This is a genomic window from Sphingobium sp. PNB, assembly GCF_019873065.1.
Lineage (GTDB): Bacteria > Pseudomonadota > Alphaproteobacteria > Sphingomonadales > Sphingomonadaceae > Sphingobium > Sphingobium fuliginis.
Genome location: NZ_JAINEZ010000104.1, coordinates 1 through 15,856, shown reverse-complemented (window position 1 = coordinate 15,856; position 15,856 = coordinate 1). Strand labels below are relative to the sequence as shown.

Genomic DNA, 15,856 nt, shown 5'->3' with positions numbered 1-15,856 from the left:
AACTCGCCGCAAACTTCCTCGGCTTCGTCAAACTCGCCAGCATCATGCTATGGCTCAAATGATTAAATCGTCACTACTGCCTAGATGCCGTCGCGTCCATAGACGTCGGGCATGAACTGCACCCCGCCCGCGGTGGGCACGGCGGTCAGATAGGTCAGATAGACCGGCACGGGCTGGGGCAGCGGCACATGCTGTTCCGGCTTGTCGCTGTCGGACTTCAGCGGCTTGCCGAAGAACCAGCGGCCCAGCCTTTGCGCATCCTCCAGTCGCACGCAGCCATTGCTGAACTGCCGCGCCGGTTTCGCCAGAAGGTCGCGCGATGGCGTGTCGTGCAGGTAGATGCCAAGATCGTTGGGGAACATGAACTTGACCTTCCCCATGGCATTGTCGCCGCCGGGAAGCTGGCGCACGCGCAATTCGGTGCGCCCGTCGGCCACCGCGCGCCAGTCGATCGCGGCCGGCTCCAGCTTTTGCGCATTGGCGCTCCAGTTGGAAAGCGCTTCATAGCGCAGCTTCGTCAGCGAGGCGCCGTTTAGCATTCGCGGCGCGAGTTTCCGCTCGACCAGATCGGACGGCACGTTCCAATAGGGATTGAGCGTCGCATAGCGCACCATGCCCGCCATCATCGGCGTCTGGCTTTCCTTCGCGCCGACGACCACCTTCATCGTGCCGTCCTGCACGCCCTTGCTGAAATACCAGAGGCGGGCGGAGGCCGCATCGACCACCACATGCCGCACCTGCGGACCGGGCAGCAGCCGCGTGCGTTCCAGATTGAGCGCGATCAGCCGGTCATAATAATCATCGCCCCGGTTCAGCGCGGCGATGGTCGCGGCGCCCGCGACACCGTCCGGCTTCAGGCCATGATCGCCCTGAAACGCCTTCACCCTTGCGACGAGCGCCTTGTCATAGGCGGTTCCGCCCTCCAACCCCAGGCGGCGGCGAAGCGCCACGGCGCCAGTCTTCATGCCGGGGCGCAGCTTCCCATCGGTGGGCACCGGCACTTGCGGCAGTCCGCCCCAACGCCTTGCGAAAGTCGCCCGGGCGTCGCGCAGCTTCACGTAAAAGGGGCTCATCCAGCCGGACGAACGCACATAGTCGACAAAGGACGGCGCGACTGCGGCGGCGCGCAGAATCTCCTTCGGTTCCTCATCCTTCGGCTCCACCTCCGGATCGAGATAGCGCACCTTCACCTTGCGCGAGGGTTTGCGCATGTCGCTCACCAGCGCGGCGAAGGCCTTGGACAAGGCGATGTCCGCCCGCGCCAGCAGCCGGGGATCGCCGTTCGCATCGGCCTCCTTCATCAGGGCCTTGAGTTCGCGCGGTTCATAATCCCTGGGTTTCAACCCATCCGCATCGGCCCCCTCGATCAATGCGATCAGGGCATCGGCTTGCGGCCCGACCCTGCCCTTTTCGATCCAGAGCGGCCAATAGCCGCGCGGGGCGTAGAAATCCCTCAGCTTGCCGCCCACGGACGAGCGGATTTCCGCCGCCACGCTGGTGCGCTGGGAGTCCGCAACCGCGCCGGGCTGCGCAATGGCCTGTCCGGGCCAGGCCGTCAGCAGAAGCGCGGAAAGCAGGGCGGCACGGAGGAAAGGGGCGCGGCAAAGGCGCCGCGCCCGGACAACTGCGTTTATCAGCCGCGTTCTCCGCGACGGGAGGGCGGCGGAGGCGGCGGGGGCGGCGGACAGGGCGGTCCCTGAATCTCATGATACATGCCGTCGGGCGAATAATAGCCATCGACGATGCCGTCGCCATTGCGGTCTGCCGCGACAGTGCCGCTGATCGCGCCCGGGCCGACCGGCGGCGCGGGGGCGATGGGTTCGTCCCTCGTCGACGCGCATGCGCTCAATGCGAGCGCCGTGCCGCCGAGAAGTGCCAATAGCCTGATTTTCATACCCTCTCCCTTGGCGCTGCGAGGACCGTGCGCCGGTTAGAATGTGGACGCTGCGGGTTGCAGCGCGAGTGTAACGACCGGCGGTCGGATTCGATTCCATTACCGCTGCGCAATGACGACGAGTCGTGCCCGGGCAACGGTTAACCGAGCCGGGCTGCGATGCTTCCGCCGTCCCGAGCCCGCCATGCTCCTGCGAAGGCGGGAACCCGGTTCAGGCGGCAGGACGGGTTCGAACCACTCGCCTTACCGGGCCCCTTCAACAAGAGCAGGTCGCGCCGGGATCAAATCCCGACCCACTCCGCCGAAGCAATACCCTGCGCATAGAGCAGCACGGACAGATCGCCATGCACGATCTCCGCCGCCGCCGCTTCGCGCGTCTTGGGCTTGGCGTGATAGGCGACCCCCAGCCCGGCCCCCTGGATCATCGGAATGTCGTTCGCCCCGTCGCCCACGGCCAGGGTCAGCGCGCGGTCGATCCCGCCCTCTATCGCCGCTTCCAGTTCCGCCCGCTTGCGCGCCGCATCGACGATCGGCACCGTCACCGTGCCCAGCAAGGCCCCGTCCGCGATCTCCAGCACATTGGCGACGGCGGCATCGAAGCCGATCTCCTCCGCCACCGGTCCGGTGAAGCGCGTGAAGCCGCCCGACACGAGCAGCGTCCTCGCTCCCCTCGCCTTCATCGTGCGCACCAGGGCACGGGCGCCGGGCATGATCTTCACCCGCTCGGCCCTGCACTGGTCGATGGCCGCGTCCGCCAGCCCCTTGAGCAAGGCCACCCGCTCATGGAGCGCGCCGGCGAAGTCGAGTTCGCCCCGCATCGCCCGCTCGGTGATTTCCGCGATCTGCGCCTTGATCCCGGCATAGTCGGCCAGTTCATCGATGCATTCGACCGTGATCATGGTGGAGTCCATGTCGGCGATCAGCAGCTTCTTCTCCCGCCCCCCGACCGGTTGGACGATCACATCCACGCAGTCGCCAATGCCGGTCAGCGCGGCGCGCGCGGCAATCGGATCAAGCCCAAAGAAAATATCCGCCGCCTTGCCCTCGTCCAGCCACTTGCTATCCACCGGCGTGCAACCCGCCGTGGCGAGCCGGCCGGCAGCCTCGGCAATATTGTCCTGACTCAAGGCGCCACTTGCCACTAAGGTCGCAACGAACATGGAAACTCCTGACACTTCACAGGGCGAATCCCGCCCGCGCGTGGCGCTTATTGCCGGGCCCACCGCCAGCGGCAAGAGCGCGCTTGCGGTTCGCCTAGCCCGCGCGGCGAACGGCATCGTCATCAATGCCGATGCGAGCCAGGTCTATGCCGACCTCCATATCCTCTCGGCGCGCCCCAGCGAGGAGGAAATGGCCGGTATCCCGCACCGCCTGTTCGGTCATATCGACGGCGCGGAAGCCTGCACCGCCGCCCGCTGGGCCGCCGAAGCCCGCAGCGAGATCGACAAGGCGCATGAGGCCGGACGGCTCCCCATATTGGTCGGCGGCACCGGGCTCTACCTGCGCACCCTGCTGGACGGCATCGCCCCGATCCCGGACATCGACCCCGCCGTCCGCGCTGCCGTCCGCGCCATGCCAGTGGCGGAAGCCCATGCCGCGCTGGCGAAGGAAGACCCCGCCGCTGCCGCCCGCCTCGCCCCCGCCGACACCAGCCGCGTCGCCCGCGCTCTGGAGGTGGTCCGCTCGACCGGCCAGCCCCTCTCCGAATGGCAGCGGCGCAAGAGCGGGGGCATAGGCCCGCACATCGCCCTTTCGCCCATGATCCTGCTGCCTCCGCGCGACTGGCTGATCGCGCGCTGCGACCTGCGCTTCGGGCAGATGGTGGACGGCGGCGCCGTAGCGGAAGTCGAGGCGCTGCGCGCCCGCGACCTCTCCCCCGACCTGCCGGTGATGCGCGCCATCGGCGTACCGGAAATCGCCGCCTGGATGGCAGGGGAAATCGACCGGGAGACCATGATGGAACGCGGCCGGATCGCCACCCGCCAATATGCGAAACGGCAATATACCTGGTTTTCGCGCCAGCCTCCGCCCGAATGGCCTCGAGAGGCGCGACAGATTAATATGGAAATTGTCGATGAATTGGCAATAAAATTACAACAATAACTATTGACTTGCCATTTTATGTCCAATAGACGCAGCCGCCTTGCCATCCTTCCGCTTCTGGAGCAGAGGGCGCAGCAATTATCGAATGGAAGGAGCCATCGTGGCCGAAAAGAGCGGCGCGGACATATTGGTTGAGTGCCTGATCGACCTGGGGGTCGAGGTCGTGTTCGGCTATCCGGGCGGCGCGGTGCTGCCCATTTATGACGCACTCTTCAATCATCCGAAGATCCGCCATGTGCTCGTTCGCCACGAACAGGGCGCGACCCATATGGCGGAAGGCTATGCCCGTTCCACCGGCAAGCCCGGCGTCGTGCTCGTCACGTCCGGCCCCGGCGCGACCAATGCCGTCACCGGCATCACCGACGCGCTGATGGATTCGATCCCGATGGTCGTCATCACCGGGCAGGTTCCGACGCAGCTCATCGGCACGGACGCTTTCCAGGAAGCGGACACGGTCGGCATCACGCGCCACTGCACCAAGCACAACTATCTGGTGAAGTCGCCCGGCAAGCTGGCGAGCGTCGTCCATGAGGCGTTCCACATCGCCACCACCGGCCGCCCCGGCCCGGTCGTCATCGACATTCCCAAGAATGTCCAGATCGCCACCGCGCCCTACAGGAAGCCGGAAAGCTTCGAACATGCCAGCTACCGCCCGCAGACCGAGGCAGACCCGGCCGCCATCGCCAGCGCGGTCGAGATGCTGGCGGCTGCCGAGCGGCCGATCTTCTACACCGGCGGCGGGGTCATCAACTCCGGTCCCGAAGCCTCGACCCTGCTGCGCGAGATCGCCGCGCTGACCGGCGCGCCCGTCACCTCGACGCTGATGGGTCTGGGCGCCTTTCCCGCTTCGTCCGGCCAGTGGCTTGGAATGCTGGGCATGCACGGCACCTATGAAGCCAATTGGGCGATGAACAAGGCGGACCTGATCGTCTGCGTCGGCGCCCGTTTCGACGACCGCGTGACGGGCCGTCTGGACGCCTTCGCCCCGCATGCGAAGAAGATCCACATCGACATCGACCGCAGCTCGATCAACAAGACGGTCGAGGTCGACCTGCCCATTATCGCGGACGTCGGCAACGCCCTGGCGGACATGATCGCGCTCTGGAAGGATCGCGGACACAAGGCGGCGGACCTTGGCGAATGGTGGGCGCGGATAGACGGCTGGCGCGCGCGCAACAGCCTCGCCTATCCGGAAAGCCGCGAAGAGATCATGCCGCAGGAGGCGATCGCCCAGCTCTACAAGGCTTCGCGATCGGCCAGTGACGTCATCATCACGACCGAGGTCGGCCAGCACCAGATGTGGGCCGCCCAGCATTTCGGCTTCGACGCGCCCAATAAATGGCTGACCTCCGGCGGCCTCGGCACCATGGGCTACGGTTTCCCGGCCGCCATCGGCGCGCAACTGGGCAATCCGGACAGTCTGGTGGTCTGCGTCGCGGGCGACGCATCGATCCAGATGAACATCCAGGAAATGGGGACGGCCAGCCAGTATCGCCTGCCGGTCAAGATCTTCATCCTCAACAATGAATATATGGGCATGGTCCGCCAATGGCAGGAACTGACCTATGAAAGCCGCTATTCCAATAGCTATTCCGACAGCCTGCCCGATTTCGTGAAGCTGGCGGAGGCCTATGGCTGGACCGGCATCCGCATCGAGGGGCCGCAGGAACTGGAGGCGGGCATCCGCCAGATGATCGACACGCCCGGTCCGGTGATCGTGGACTGCCGCGTGGCGAAGCTTTCCAACTGTTTCCCGATGATCCCGTCGGGCGCGGCGCATACCGACATGCTGCTCGACCCCAGCCAGGTCGAAGGCGTCATGTCGGACGAAGCGAAGGCGCTGGTGTAGGGATGGCGGCGTGACGCAACATCTGAAGCTCCGCATCCATGTGAGCGAACCTTTCGATTTCGAACGGTTGGCCGGCAGGTCCGAACTGACCGGCTGGACGGTGGACCATGCCGATCCGGAGAATGGGGATTGGGAAGTCCATCTGGATGCGGGCTTCGACTTTCACGAACGCCACATCGGCCGCCTGCTGGTCAGTCCGCGCTATGTGGGCGAGCATCTGGCGCGGATGTTCGATGCGATCGCGGGCTTCCCGGTGCGGATCGCCCATCGCGACGACGGCGCATGGCACTACGCCTTCACAGGCATGATTTCAGAGCGCCATGAGCGCGAAGAACCGGACAACGGAAGCATCTGATGCATATTCAGGAAGAGATTAGCGAGCGGCATGTCCTGTCGCTGACGGTTTCGAACGAGGCGGGCATATTGGCGCGCATCGCGGGCCTGTTCACCGCGCGCGGCTATAATATCGACAGTCTGACCGTGGCCGACATCACCCCCGATCATGCGATCAGCCGCATCACCATCGTCACCAGCGGCCCGCCCAAGGTGATCGACCAGATTATCGCCCAGCTCGAACGGCTGGTGCCGGTGCACAAGGTGACCGACCTTACCGACAACGGCCCCTTCGTCGAACGCGAACTGGCGCTGGTCAAGGTCGCGGGCGTGGGAGAGGACCGGATCGAGGCGCTTCGCCTGGCCGACGTCTTCCGCGCGAAGGTGGTCGACACGACGATCGAGAGCTTCATCTTCGAGATCACGGGCACCACCGACAAGATCGACAATTTCGTCGGCCTCATGCGGCAGATCGGCCTGGTGGAGGTAGGCCGCACCGGAGTCGTCGGCCTGATCCGCGGCAAGGAGCCGAACTGAAGAAATCACCCCTCTCCCGCCGGGAGAGGGAGGTCGAAAAGAGTCACGTGCCTCTTTTCGACGCCGCAAAGCGATGGGAGGGTGAGGGCGGTCCCCTCGCCGCGCAGGTGGTCCCCCTCACCGCAAATCTCGGCTCCGCAAGGCGCCACCCGAACGGAAAGAAGGAACGTCAAATGAAGGTTTATTACGATCGCGACGCCGACATCGGCCTGATCAAGGGCAAGAAGGTCGCCATTCTGGGCTATGGCAGCCAGGGCCACGCCCATGCGCAGAATCTGCGCGATTCCGGCGTTGCCGAAATCGCCATCGCGCTGCGCCCCGGTTCGCCCAGCGCCAAGAAGGCCGAAGGCGCGGGTTTCAAGGTGCTGCCCAACGCCGAAGCGGCCGCCTGGGCCGACGTGCTCATGATCCTGGCGCCCGACGAGCATCAGGCCGCCGTCTATGCCGCCGACATCCACGCCAATCTGCGCCCCGGCGCGGCACTGGCCTTCGCGCACGGCCTCAACGTGCATTTCGGGCTGATCGAGCCGCGCAAGGACGTCGACGTCATCATGATCGCGCCCAAGGGCCCGGGCCACACCGTCCGCGGCGAATATCTGCGCGGCGGCGGCGTGCCCTGCCTGATCGCCGTTCATCAGGACGCGACCGGCAATGCCCATGACATCGCCCTCTCCTATGCTTCGGGCGTCGGCGGCGGCCGCTCCGGCATCATCGAAACCAACTTCCGCGAGGAATGCGAAACCGATCTGTTCGGTGAGCAGGCCGTGCTGTGCGGCGGCACCACCGCGCTGGTCCAGGCCGGTTTCGAAACGCTGGTCGAGGCGGGCTATTCCCCGGAAATGGCCTATTTCGAATGCCTCCACGAACTGAAGCTGATCGTCGACCTGATGTATGAAGGCGGCATCGCCACCATGCGCTATTCGATCTCGAACACCGCCGAATATGGCGACATCAAGACCGGCCCGCGCATCATCACCGAAGAGACGAAGAAGGAAATGAAGCGCGTCCTGGCCGACATCCAGTCGGGCCGCTTCGTCAAGGATTTCGTGCTGGACAACCGCGCCGGCCAGCCGGAACTCAAGGCAAGCCGCATCGCTTCGCAGCGTCACCCGATCGAGGAAACCGGCGCGAAGCTGCGCGCCATGATGCCCTGGATCGGCGCCAACAAGCTGGTCGACAAGGACAAGAACTGAAAGCCGCCCGCCATCCCGGCAACGGGGTGGTAGGTAGCCGATCCGGTAACCCTTTGTTTCCGGTTACGGCTCTGGAACAATCAAGGGACGTCGCTTATCGTAGCGGCGTCCCTTGATCGCTTTCGGAGATTATCCTTCATGCGCAAATATCTGATCCCCGCCGCCGCCCTTGTCGCCCTTGCCGGCGGCAGCGCCGTCATCGCCCAGCAGATGCCGCCCGCCCCCGGCGCGAAGGACGCCACGCGCGTGACCGGCGGCACCTATACGATCGATCCCGGCCACACCCAGATCCTCTTCGCCTATGACCATATGGGCTTCACCAACAATCTGGGCGTCATTTCCGAATCGACCGGCACGCTGACGCTCGATCCGAAAAACCCCTCGGCCGCCAAGGTTTCGGTCGAGGTTCCGGTGACGAACCTCAAGACCGGCATCGCCAAGCTCGACGAACATCTGATGAAGCCGGAATTCTTCGACTCCGCCAAATTCCCCAAGGCGACTTTCGTGTCGACGGGCGTGAAAGCGCAGGGCAACGAGGCGGAAATCACCGGCAACTTGACCATCAAGGGCATTACCAAGCCGGTGACGCTGGACACCGAATTCTACGGCGCGGGCAAGGCGCCGGCGATGATGGGCGGCAAGGAAAATGCCGGCTTCGTCGCCACGACCACGATCAAGCGCAGCGATTTCGGCATGGGCTATGGCGTGCCGATGGTCGGTGACGCCGTGGAACTGAAGATCGTCGTCGCTTTCCAGAAATAAGCCACGGGCACGAACGACAACCCCCTCCCGCCCGCGGGAGGGGGTTGGGAAGGGCGCGAGCGAAGCGAGCTTCTTCGCTAACCGGTCGACGCGCCGGTGACGCCGCGCCCCTCCCCACTCCTTCCGCAATCGGGAGGAGCGAGGGCCTGTGTCCTCCCCCTTGCGCTTGCCGGTCGATTCGGGCTATGGCGCTCCCATCATGCAGCGCGCGCTTCTTCCCCTGCTACGACTTACACGCCCTTAGGCGTGGTTTTTGTGCTGCTCTTCGCTTGAATGACGCGGCAATCCGCCTAAGGGCATAATCAAGCAGATAGTCGTACCACCGGGCAGGCCGCAATCCTTTGGACAGGCTCGCCCGTATGCAGAGAAGCCATTTTCGTCATGATGCTGACCGATCCCTCGCTGAAATACCGCCCCTTCCCTCAGGTCGACCTGCCGAACCGCCAGTGGCCGTCGAACGTCATCACCGCCCCGCCGCGCTGGCTGTCGACCGACATGCGCGACGGCAACCAGTCGCTGATCGACCCGATGAATGCGGAAAAGAAGCGCCGCTTCTTCGACCTGCTGGTGAAGGTCGGCGTCAAGGAGATCGAGGTCGGGTTCCCAAGTGCTGGCGCGACCGAGTTCGACTTCATCTCCGGCCTGGTGCGCGACGGCGCGATCCCCGACGATGTGTTCCCTCAGGTGCTCACGCAAGCGCGCGAAGACCTGATCGCCACCACCTTCGAATCCTTGCGCGGCGCGAAGAAGGCCATCGTCCACGTCTATAACGCCGTATCCCCCGCCTGGCGCAATATCGTGTTCCAGATGGACCGGCCGCAGATCAGGGACATCGCGATCACCGCCGCGAAGCTGCTGCGCGACAATGCGGCGAAGCAGCCCGACACCGACTGGCATTTCGAATATTCGCCCGAAACCTTTTCCACCGCCGAGCTGGATTTCAGCCTGGAATGCTGCGAAGCGGTGATGGAAATCCTCCAGCCCACGCCGGAGCGTCCGCTGATCCTGAACCTGCCCGCCACGGTAGAGGCGGCGACGCCCAATATCTATGCCGACCAGATCGAATGGATCTGCCGCAACATCAGCAAGCGCGACAGCGTCGTCATCTCGCTGCACACCCATAATGATCGCGGCACCGGCGTGGCGGCGGCGGAACTGGGCCTGATGGCGGGCGCGGATCGCGTCGAAGGCTGCCTGTTCGGCAATGGCGAGCGCACCGGCAATTGCGACCTGGTGACCGTGGCGCTCAACATGTACACGCAGGGCATCAACCCCGGCCTGGATTTCAGCGACATCGATGAAGTCATCCAGACCGTCGAATATTGCAACCAGTTGCCCGTCCACCCGCGCCATCCCTATGCCGGCGAACTGGTGTTCACCGCCTTTTCCGGCAGCCATCAGGACGCCATCAAGAAGGGCTTCGCCGCGCAGGAAGCGCGCAACGACCAGATCTGGGACGTGCCCTATCTGCCCATCGACCCCAAGGATCTGGGCCGCGATTACGAAGCGGTGATCCGGGTGAACAGCCAGTCCGGCAAGGGCGGCGTCGCCTGGGTGCTGCAACAGGACAAGGGGCTGAAGCTGCCCAAGCGCATGCAGGCCGATTTTTCGAAGGTCGTGCAGGCGCTGGCCGACGAAAGCAGCCGCGAACTGAACGCCGCCGACATCTGGACCGCTTTCGAAACCCATTATCGCCTGACGGGCGAACAGCCCTACAGCCTGATCGACTATCATGAGAGCGGCGCGGCGGGCGACCGCATCTTCACCGGCAAGATCACGCACAAGGGTGGCGAACGGAGCATTTCCGGACGCGGCAACGGCCTGATCTCCTCGGTTCTCGCGGCGCTGCGCGATGAACTGGGGGTCGATCTGGAGGTCGCCGACTATAGCGAGCATGCGATCGGCGCGGGTACGGATGTCGCGGCGGCCGCCTATGTCGAATGCCGCACCCCCGATGGCCGGACCATCTTCGGGATCGGCACGGATACGGATGTCGCCACGGCCTCGGTTCAGGCGGTGCTGTCTGCGGCCAACAGCGTCGCCACGCAGCGCTGAAACGACCGACCTGCAATGGGCTCCTGCAAAGGCGGGAGCCCATGGGGAAGACGATCTACCCCGCCAGGGCCTTCACCATCCGCTCCCACTGGTCGAGCGCTTGCGGTATCCCCGCCACCGGCACGCGTTCGTTCAGCCCATGGGCAAAGCCGTCCTCGCCGCGCTGGAACAGGCTGGAAACGCCATAGCTCGGCACCCCCAGCGCCCGGAAATAGAGGCTGTCCGTCGCCCCCGCCGACATGGAAGGTATGACGGGAATATCCGGATTGCGGGCCGAAACCGCTGCCTTGACCGCTTTCACCACATCCTCGCGGAGCGGTGACGCATCGCTCGCCTGCGGGTCGTCCAGGGTGGTGATCCTGGCGTCCGGATCGTCAATGGCCTGCGCCAGTTCCGCCTTCACGGCATCCACCGCAATGCCGGGAAAGATGCGGCAGTTGACGTCGACCTTCGCGCTTTGCGGCAGCGCGTTGAGCGCGTGGCCCGCCTGCGCCATGGTGGCGACGCAGGTCGTCCGCACCTGCCCCACAAATTCGGGATAGTCCGACAGCAGGTCGGCCGCCTTCCAGTCCCCCGTCTCGGCATAGCGCCGCATCGCCTCACCCACGGCCCCGCCGATCCGCTCCGCCGAAAGGGCCAGCGATGCCCTGGTCAGTTCATTGCGCATCGGCGCGAAGCGATAGGCGGCGATGCGGTCGATCGCCCGCGCCAGCCGATAGATCGGGTTGCCCGGCGTCGGCGCGCTGCTGTGGCCGCCCGCATCGGTGAAGGCGATCTCGAAATCCGCATAGCTTTTCTCGCCAGCCTGCAATTGATAGAGCACCGCCCGTCCGCCCTCGTCCAGCAGCCCGCCGCCGCCATCTCCATTCAGCAGCAGTTCGGCGTCCTTATATTTCTCCGCCAGCGCCCTGCTCGTCCGCATATGGGTTTCCTCGTCGCCCGACAGCAGCAGGGTGACGGTCCGCCGCGGTTGCCAGCCTTCCTTCTTCAGGCCCATCAACGTCGCCACCATCATGGCGACATCATATTTATTGTCCTCCGCGCCGCGCCCGAAAATATAGCCATCCTCCTCGACCGGCAGGAATGGATCGCGCGCCCAGTCCGCCGGATTGGCGGCCACCACATCCATATGGCCGATCAGGAGCAGCGGCCTGAGCTGCGGATCGCTGCCGCGAATGGTCGCGGCCAGGCTCGCCGTCTCACCCATCGGCGTGATCTCCACATCCCCCGCCGCAAATCCCGCCTGCTGCAGCAGCGATGCATAATAGGCGGCGAGGCGGGGCACCTGCCCCTCTCCCTCCACCGTCCGGAACGCAATGGATCTGACGAGAATGTCCTTGGCCAATGCCGGGTCGCCGGCGGCCTGCGCGGGGTGCGGCAGGAACAGCACCGGAGCGGTCAGGACCGCAAGAACCGCCCGCCATTTCCTCAAATCGCATCTCCTGCTGGACCAAGGACCATTCTGTGGCATAGTGGATTGCGACAGCCAATCCGTTTGCTGTCCCAGTCGCGGAAAGAGGGCGTCCTTATCCGCGTTCACCCCCATAAAGAATTGCTTGCGCGCATTTGACGGCATCGCTCACCATATCGCGCGCCGGTCGCCCGAAGGAATGCACCCATGGCCATCAACTATCGCAGTTTCGGATTTCAGGTTCTGGTCGGCATGGCGGTTGGCCTGTTGCTCGGTCTGGCGGCGCGAGCCATGGGGACCGCCCCGGACGGCGACCTCAACTGGCTGGCGACCGCGCTCAAGACGACGGGGTCGATCTTCGTTTCCCTGCTGAAGGCCGTGGTGCCGCCGCTGGTGTTCGCGGCCATCGTCGCCTCCATCGCCAATCTGCGCGCGCTCGACAATGCGGCGCGGCTGGCGGGGCAGACCCTGCTCTGGTTCGCGATCACGGCGCTGATCGCGGTCGTCATCGGCCTTGCCATCGGCCTGGTCGTCCAGCCGGGCTCTGGCCTGCACGGACAGGCGCTGGCGATCGGCAAGACGGACTCCGTCGGTGGCTGGCTCGATTTCCTGAAGGGGCTGGTTCCCGGCAACAGCTTCGCCCTGTCCGCCAGCACCAAGCTGAACGATGGCGGCGCGACCACCACGCTTTCCTTCAACATCCTGCAGTTGCTGGTGATCTCCATCGCCGTCGGCCTCGCCACCTTGAAGGTCGGAGAGAAGGCAGAGCCTTTCCTGGCCTTCGTCCGCTCCCTGCTGGCGGTGGTCCGCGCCATCCTGGGCTGGATCATCCGCCTGACGCCCATCGGTTCCGCCGCCCTGATCGGCAGCGCCATCGCCACCTATGGCTGGAGCGCGCTCGCCCAGCTCGGCGGTTTTGCCGGAGCCGTCTATCTGGGCCTCGCGCTGGTGCTGCTGGTCGTCTATCCGCTGCTGCTGGCGGCAAACGGGCTCAGGCCGCTGCCCTTCTTCGCCAAGGCGTGGCCGGCGATCCAGCTCGGTTTCGTTTCGCGATCCTCGGTCGGCACGCTGCCCGTCACCGAAGCCGTGACGGAACGCATGGGCGTGGAAAGGGGCTATGCCGCCTTCGCCATTCCGCTGGCGTCGACCACCAAGATGGACGGCTGCGCCTCCATCTATCCGGCGCTGGCGGCGATCTTCGTGGCGGGCTTCTACGGCATTCCCCTCCATGCGGCGGATTATGCGCTGATCGTCTTCGTTTCCGTCGTCGGATCGGCGGCGACGGCGGGCCTGACAGGCGCGATCGTGATGCTGACGCTGACGCTTTCCACGCTCGGACTGCCGCTGGAGGGCGCCGGGCTGCTGCTCGCCATCGATCCGATCCTCGACATGGGCCGCACCGCCGTCAACGTCGCGGGGCAGGTGCTGGTCGCCACCATCGTCGCCAAGCGGGAGGGGATTTTGGACGAGAGCGCCTATTATGGCGCATCCCCGTCCACCGAAGCGCTCGGCTCCTCCATCGCATAGCATACCGCCTCCACATTGATGCCGTCGGGGTCGAGGATGAAGGCGGCGTAATAGCTCGCGCCATAGCGGGGCCGCAGGCCGGGCGCGCCATTATCCTTGCCCCCGGCGCGCAGCCCCGCCGCGTGAAAGGCGTGGACCATCGCCCGGTTCTCGACCCGGAAGGCGACATGCGTCCCCTCACCCACCGCTTCATTGTCACCGAACCAGAAGAAGGCGTCCTCATCCCGGCCATAGCCATGGGCATCCCCGCCGCTGCCATTTTCCGCCGCAGCGACCGTCCGCAACCGCCTGAGGCCGATCGCGCCCAGCAGTTCATCGTAGAAATCGCGCGATCGTCCGGCATCACTGACCGCAAAGCCGATATGGTCGATCATTTTGCGCTCTCCTTTTTCTCGCTTTTGACCTAAACGCCCCACCACAACGCATGAATTGAAGAATGGGCAAAGTGGCGAAGCATCAGGTTCACATCATCGGCGGCGGCATGGCAGGCACGGAAGCGGCATGGCAATTGGCGCAGGCCGGCGTGAAGGTCCGCCTGTCGGAAATGCGCGGGAGCGGCGACATGACGCCCGCGCATCAGACCGAGGGGCTGGCTGAACTGGTCTGCTCCAACAGCTTCCGCTCCGACGATGCGGACAAGAATGCCGTGGGGCTGCTGCATCAGGAGATGCGGCGGCTGGGCTCCCTCATCATGGCGCAGGCGGAACCGGCCAAGGTTCCCGCCGGGTCGGCCCTGGCCGTCGACCGCCACATCTTTTCCGAAGGCGTCACCCGGGCACTGGCCGGGCATCCCAATGTGGAGATCGTGCGCGAACGCATCGACACGTTGCCGACAGAGGGCATGACCATCGTCGCCACCGGCCCGCTGACCGCCCCCGCTCTGGCCGCCAGCATCGGGCAGGCGGCGGGCATCGACCATCTCGCCTTTTTCGACGCCATCGCGCCGGTCGTGCATTTCGACAGCATCGACATGGACAAATGCTGGATGGCCAATCGCTGGGACAAGATCGGCCCCGGCGGCGGCGAGGGGAAGGACTATATCAACTGCCCCATGAACAGGGAGCAGTATCAGGCCTTCGTCCAGGGCCTGCTCGACGGCGAGAAGAGCGACTTCAAGGAATGGGAAAAGGACACCCCCTATTTCGAGGGCTGCATGCCCATCGAAGTCATGGCGTCGCGTGGCCCGGAAACATTGCGCCACGGACCGATGAAGCCGATGGGACTGGACGATCCGCGCACCGGCCGCTGGCCCTATGCGGTGGTGCAGCTGCGGCAGGACAATGCGTCGGGCACGCTGTGGAACATGGTCGGCTTCCAGACCAAGCTGAAGCATGGCGCGCAGGTTGAACTGTTCCGCACCATCCCCGGTCTGGAAAAGGCGGAATTCGCCCGGCTGGGCGGGCTTCACCGCAACACCTTCATCCAGAGCCCCAAGCTGCTGGACGGCACCTTGCGCCTGAAAAGCGCCCCGCATATCCGCTTTGCCGGACAGGTCACGGGCTGCGAGGGCTATGTCGAGAGCGCGGCCATAGGCCTGCTCGCCGGGCGCTTTGCCGCGGCGGAGATATTGGGCCGGCCGCTCGCGCCGCTGCCGCCGGAAACCGCGCTCGGCGCGCTGCTGGGCCATGTGACCGGCAATGTCGAGACGGCGGATTACCAGCCGATGAACGTCAATTTCGGCCTCTTCCCCCCGCTCGACGACGTGAAGAAGAAGCAGCGCAAGGAAGCCATGACATCCCGCGCCCGCGCCGCGCTGGGCGCCTGGCTGGGCGAACTTCAGCCGGCCTGACGTTTCAGCATCTGCATTTGGCGGCGGCCGCGCGTTTCGGCGCGGTCGTCGCGAATTCCGCTGGGGTCAGCCTGCCGTCGCCATCGCCGTCCGCCTTGGCAAAGCGATCCGACGTCGTCACCGCCCATTCCTCGAAGGAGAGGAGATTGTCATTGTCGCGGTCGAGCGCCTTGAACGCCTTGACGCGGCTGCCCATCATCTCGACCCGCGTGATGAAGCCGTCGCGATTGCGGTCGTAGCGGCCAAAGCGCTTCTGCTCGCGGCTTTGCGGCGACGCTTCGCCGGGCATGGGCGGCGCATCGCCCGAAGCGTCCGGATCGCCTTCCGGCAGGGCGTCGACAGCGGGCGGCGGGGGCGATCCGATCAGGGGCTGGGGCACGGGTTCATTGTTCGCCCGCCCCTG

Annotated in this window: 15 protein-coding genes; 9 read left to right on the top strand and 6 right to left on the bottom strand. The window is 65.2% G+C overall.

The genetic code is table 11. The features are described 5' to 3' along the window. Nucleotides 1–80: 80 nt before the first annotated feature. The 3 genes from K7W03_RS23570 to serB all read right to left on the bottom strand — a co-directional run bounded on the left by K7W03_RS23570 (nt 81) and on the right by serB (nt 3,054). On the bottom strand, nt 81–1,577 hold the full coding sequence (locus K7W03_RS23570) for a L,D-transpeptidase family protein (protein ID WP_222887482.1): 1,497 nt from the start codon (nt 1,575–1,577) through the stop codon (nt 81–83). 56 nt (nt 1,578–1,633) lie between these two features. Then, nucleotides 1,634–1,894 (bottom strand): hypothetical protein, encoded by a 261-nt coding sequence (locus tag K7W03_RS23565; protein WP_025552117.1) that lies wholly within the window; start codon nt 1,892–1,894, stop codon nt 1,634–1,636. 281 nt (nt 1,895–2,175) lie between these two features. After that, entirely contained in the window at nt 2,176–3,054 is an 879-nt protein-coding gene (gene serB / locus K7W03_RS23560; protein WP_222887481.1) for a phosphoserine phosphatase SerB, read from the bottom strand. Here serB and miaA point away from each other — a divergent pair. From miaA to leuA, 7 genes are all read left to right on the top strand, one after another. Further along, the gene (gene miaA / locus K7W03_RS23555; RefSeq protein ID WP_222887480.1) at nt 3,053–3,997 is read left to right on the top strand and encodes a tRNA (adenosine(37)-N6)-dimethylallyltransferase MiaA; all 945 of its coding nucleotides are present in this window, start codon (nt 3,053–3,055) and stop codon (nt 3,995–3,997) included. The genes serB and miaA overlap by 2 nt on opposite strands. Before the next feature lie 100 nt (nt 3,998–4,097). Next, nucleotides 4,098–5,846: an acetolactate synthase 3 large subunit gene (locus K7W03_RS23550; RefSeq protein ID WP_025552120.1), complete on the top strand. Its 1,749-nt coding sequence runs from the start codon at nt 4,098–4,100 to the stop codon at nt 5,844–5,846. 10 nt (nt 5,847–5,856) lie between these two features. Then, nucleotides 5,857–6,201 (top strand): hypothetical protein, encoded by a 345-nt coding sequence (locus K7W03_RS23545; RefSeq protein WP_025552122.1) that lies wholly within the window; start codon nt 5,857–5,859, stop codon nt 6,199–6,201. Beyond that, on the top strand, nt 6,201–6,716 hold the full coding sequence (gene ilvN / locus K7W03_RS23540; RefSeq protein WP_044662034.1) for an acetolactate synthase small subunit: 516 nt from the start codon (nt 6,201–6,203) through the stop codon (nt 6,714–6,716). The genes K7W03_RS23545 and ilvN overlap by 1 nt, the downstream gene beginning before the upstream one ends. A gap of 47 nt (nt 6,717–6,763) precedes the next feature. Next, nucleotides 6,764–7,909 carry a ketol-acid reductoisomerase gene (ilvC, locus tag K7W03_RS23535; protein ID WP_308507649.1) on the top strand — a complete coding sequence of 382 codons (1,146 nt, stop codon included), beginning with the start codon at nt 6,764–6,766 and terminating at the stop codon, nt 7,907–7,909. Nucleotides 7,910–8,047: 138 nt separating this feature from the next. Beyond that, complete coding sequence (locus K7W03_RS23530) at nt 8,048–8,671, top strand: YceI family protein (protein WP_044662032.1); 624 nt, start codon at nt 8,048–8,050, stop codon at nt 8,669–8,671. A gap of 381 nt (nt 8,672–9,052) precedes the next feature. Then, nucleotides 9,053–10,726, top strand: coding sequence for a 2-isopropylmalate synthase (leuA, locus tag K7W03_RS23525; protein WP_025549081.1), 1,674 nt, complete (start codon nt 9,053–9,055; stop codon nt 10,724–10,726). Nucleotides 10,727–10,781: 55 nt separating this feature from the next. On the opposite strand, the gene K7W03_RS23520 is transcribed toward leuA, so the two are convergent. After that, complete coding sequence (locus tag K7W03_RS23520; RefSeq protein ID WP_226870444.1) at nt 10,782–12,107, bottom strand: M20/M25/M40 family metallo-hydrolase; 1,326 nt, start codon at nt 12,105–12,107, stop codon at nt 10,782–10,784. Between the two features lie 237 nt (nt 12,108–12,344). Between K7W03_RS23520 and K7W03_RS23515 the strand changes: the two genes are divergently transcribed. Beyond that, nucleotides 12,345–13,664: a dicarboxylate/amino acid:cation symporter gene (locus K7W03_RS23515; protein ID WP_222887478.1), complete on the top strand. Its 1,320-nt coding sequence runs from the start codon at nt 12,345–12,347 to the stop codon at nt 13,662–13,664. Here the strand turns inward: K7W03_RS23515 and K7W03_RS23510 are convergent. Beyond that, a complete protein-coding gene (locus K7W03_RS23510) occupies nt 13,616–14,038 on the bottom strand; it encodes a VOC family protein (protein ID WP_044662029.1) in 423 nt (140 codons plus the stop codon). The two genes, K7W03_RS23515 and K7W03_RS23510, sit on opposite strands and share 49 nt — an antisense overlap. 62 nt (nt 14,039–14,100) lie before the next feature. Between K7W03_RS23510 and trmFO the strand changes: the two genes are divergently transcribed. Beyond that, a complete protein-coding gene (gene trmFO / locus K7W03_RS23505; RefSeq protein WP_173676445.1) occupies nt 14,101–15,453 on the top strand; it encodes a methylenetetrahydrofolate--tRNA-(uracil(54)-C(5))-methyltransferase (FADH(2)-oxidizing) TrmFO in 1,353 nt (450 codons plus the stop codon). A 4-nt stretch (nt 15,454–15,457) separates the two neighbouring features. Here trmFO and K7W03_RS23500 read toward each other — a convergent pair. Further along, on the bottom strand, nt 15,458–15,856 hold a 399-nt coding region (locus tag K7W03_RS23500; protein ID WP_222887477.1), incomplete at its 5' end, for an EF-hand domain-containing protein.

Bases quoted from the DNA above. Each gene is read 5' to 3' on its own strand.
- leuA (WP_025549081.1), top strand. From the start codon at position 9,053: ATGATGCTGACCGATCCCTCGCTGAAATACCGCCCCTTCCCTCAGGTC.
- ilvN (WP_044662034.1), top strand. From the start codon at position 6,201: ATGCATATTCAGGAAGAGATTAGCGAGCGGCATGTCCTGTCGCTGACG.
- K7W03_RS23515 (WP_222887478.1), top strand. From the start codon at position 12,345: ATGGCCATCAACTATCGCAGTTTCGGATTTCAGGTTCTGGTCGGCATG.
- K7W03_RS23565 (WP_025552117.1), bottom strand. From the start codon at position 1,894: ATGAAAATCAGGCTATTGGCACTTCTCGGCGGCACGGCGCTCGCATTG.
- miaA (WP_222887480.1), top strand. From the start codon at position 3,053: ATGGAAACTCCTGACACTTCACAGGGCGAATCCCGCCCGCGCGTGGCG.
- K7W03_RS23530 (WP_044662032.1), top strand. From the start codon at position 8,048: ATGCGCAAATATCTGATCCCCGCCGCCGCCCTTGTCGCCCTTGCCGGC.
- trmFO (WP_173676445.1), top strand. From the start codon at position 14,101: ATGGGCAAAGTGGCGAAGCATCAGGTTCACATCATCGGCGGCGGCATG.
- serB (WP_222887481.1), bottom strand. From the start codon at position 3,054: ATGTTCGTTGCGACCTTAGTGGCAAGTGGCGCCTTGAGTCAGGACAAT.
- K7W03_RS23510 (WP_044662029.1), bottom strand. From the start codon at position 14,038: ATGATCGACCATATCGGCTTTGCGGTCAGTGATGCCGGACGATCGCGC.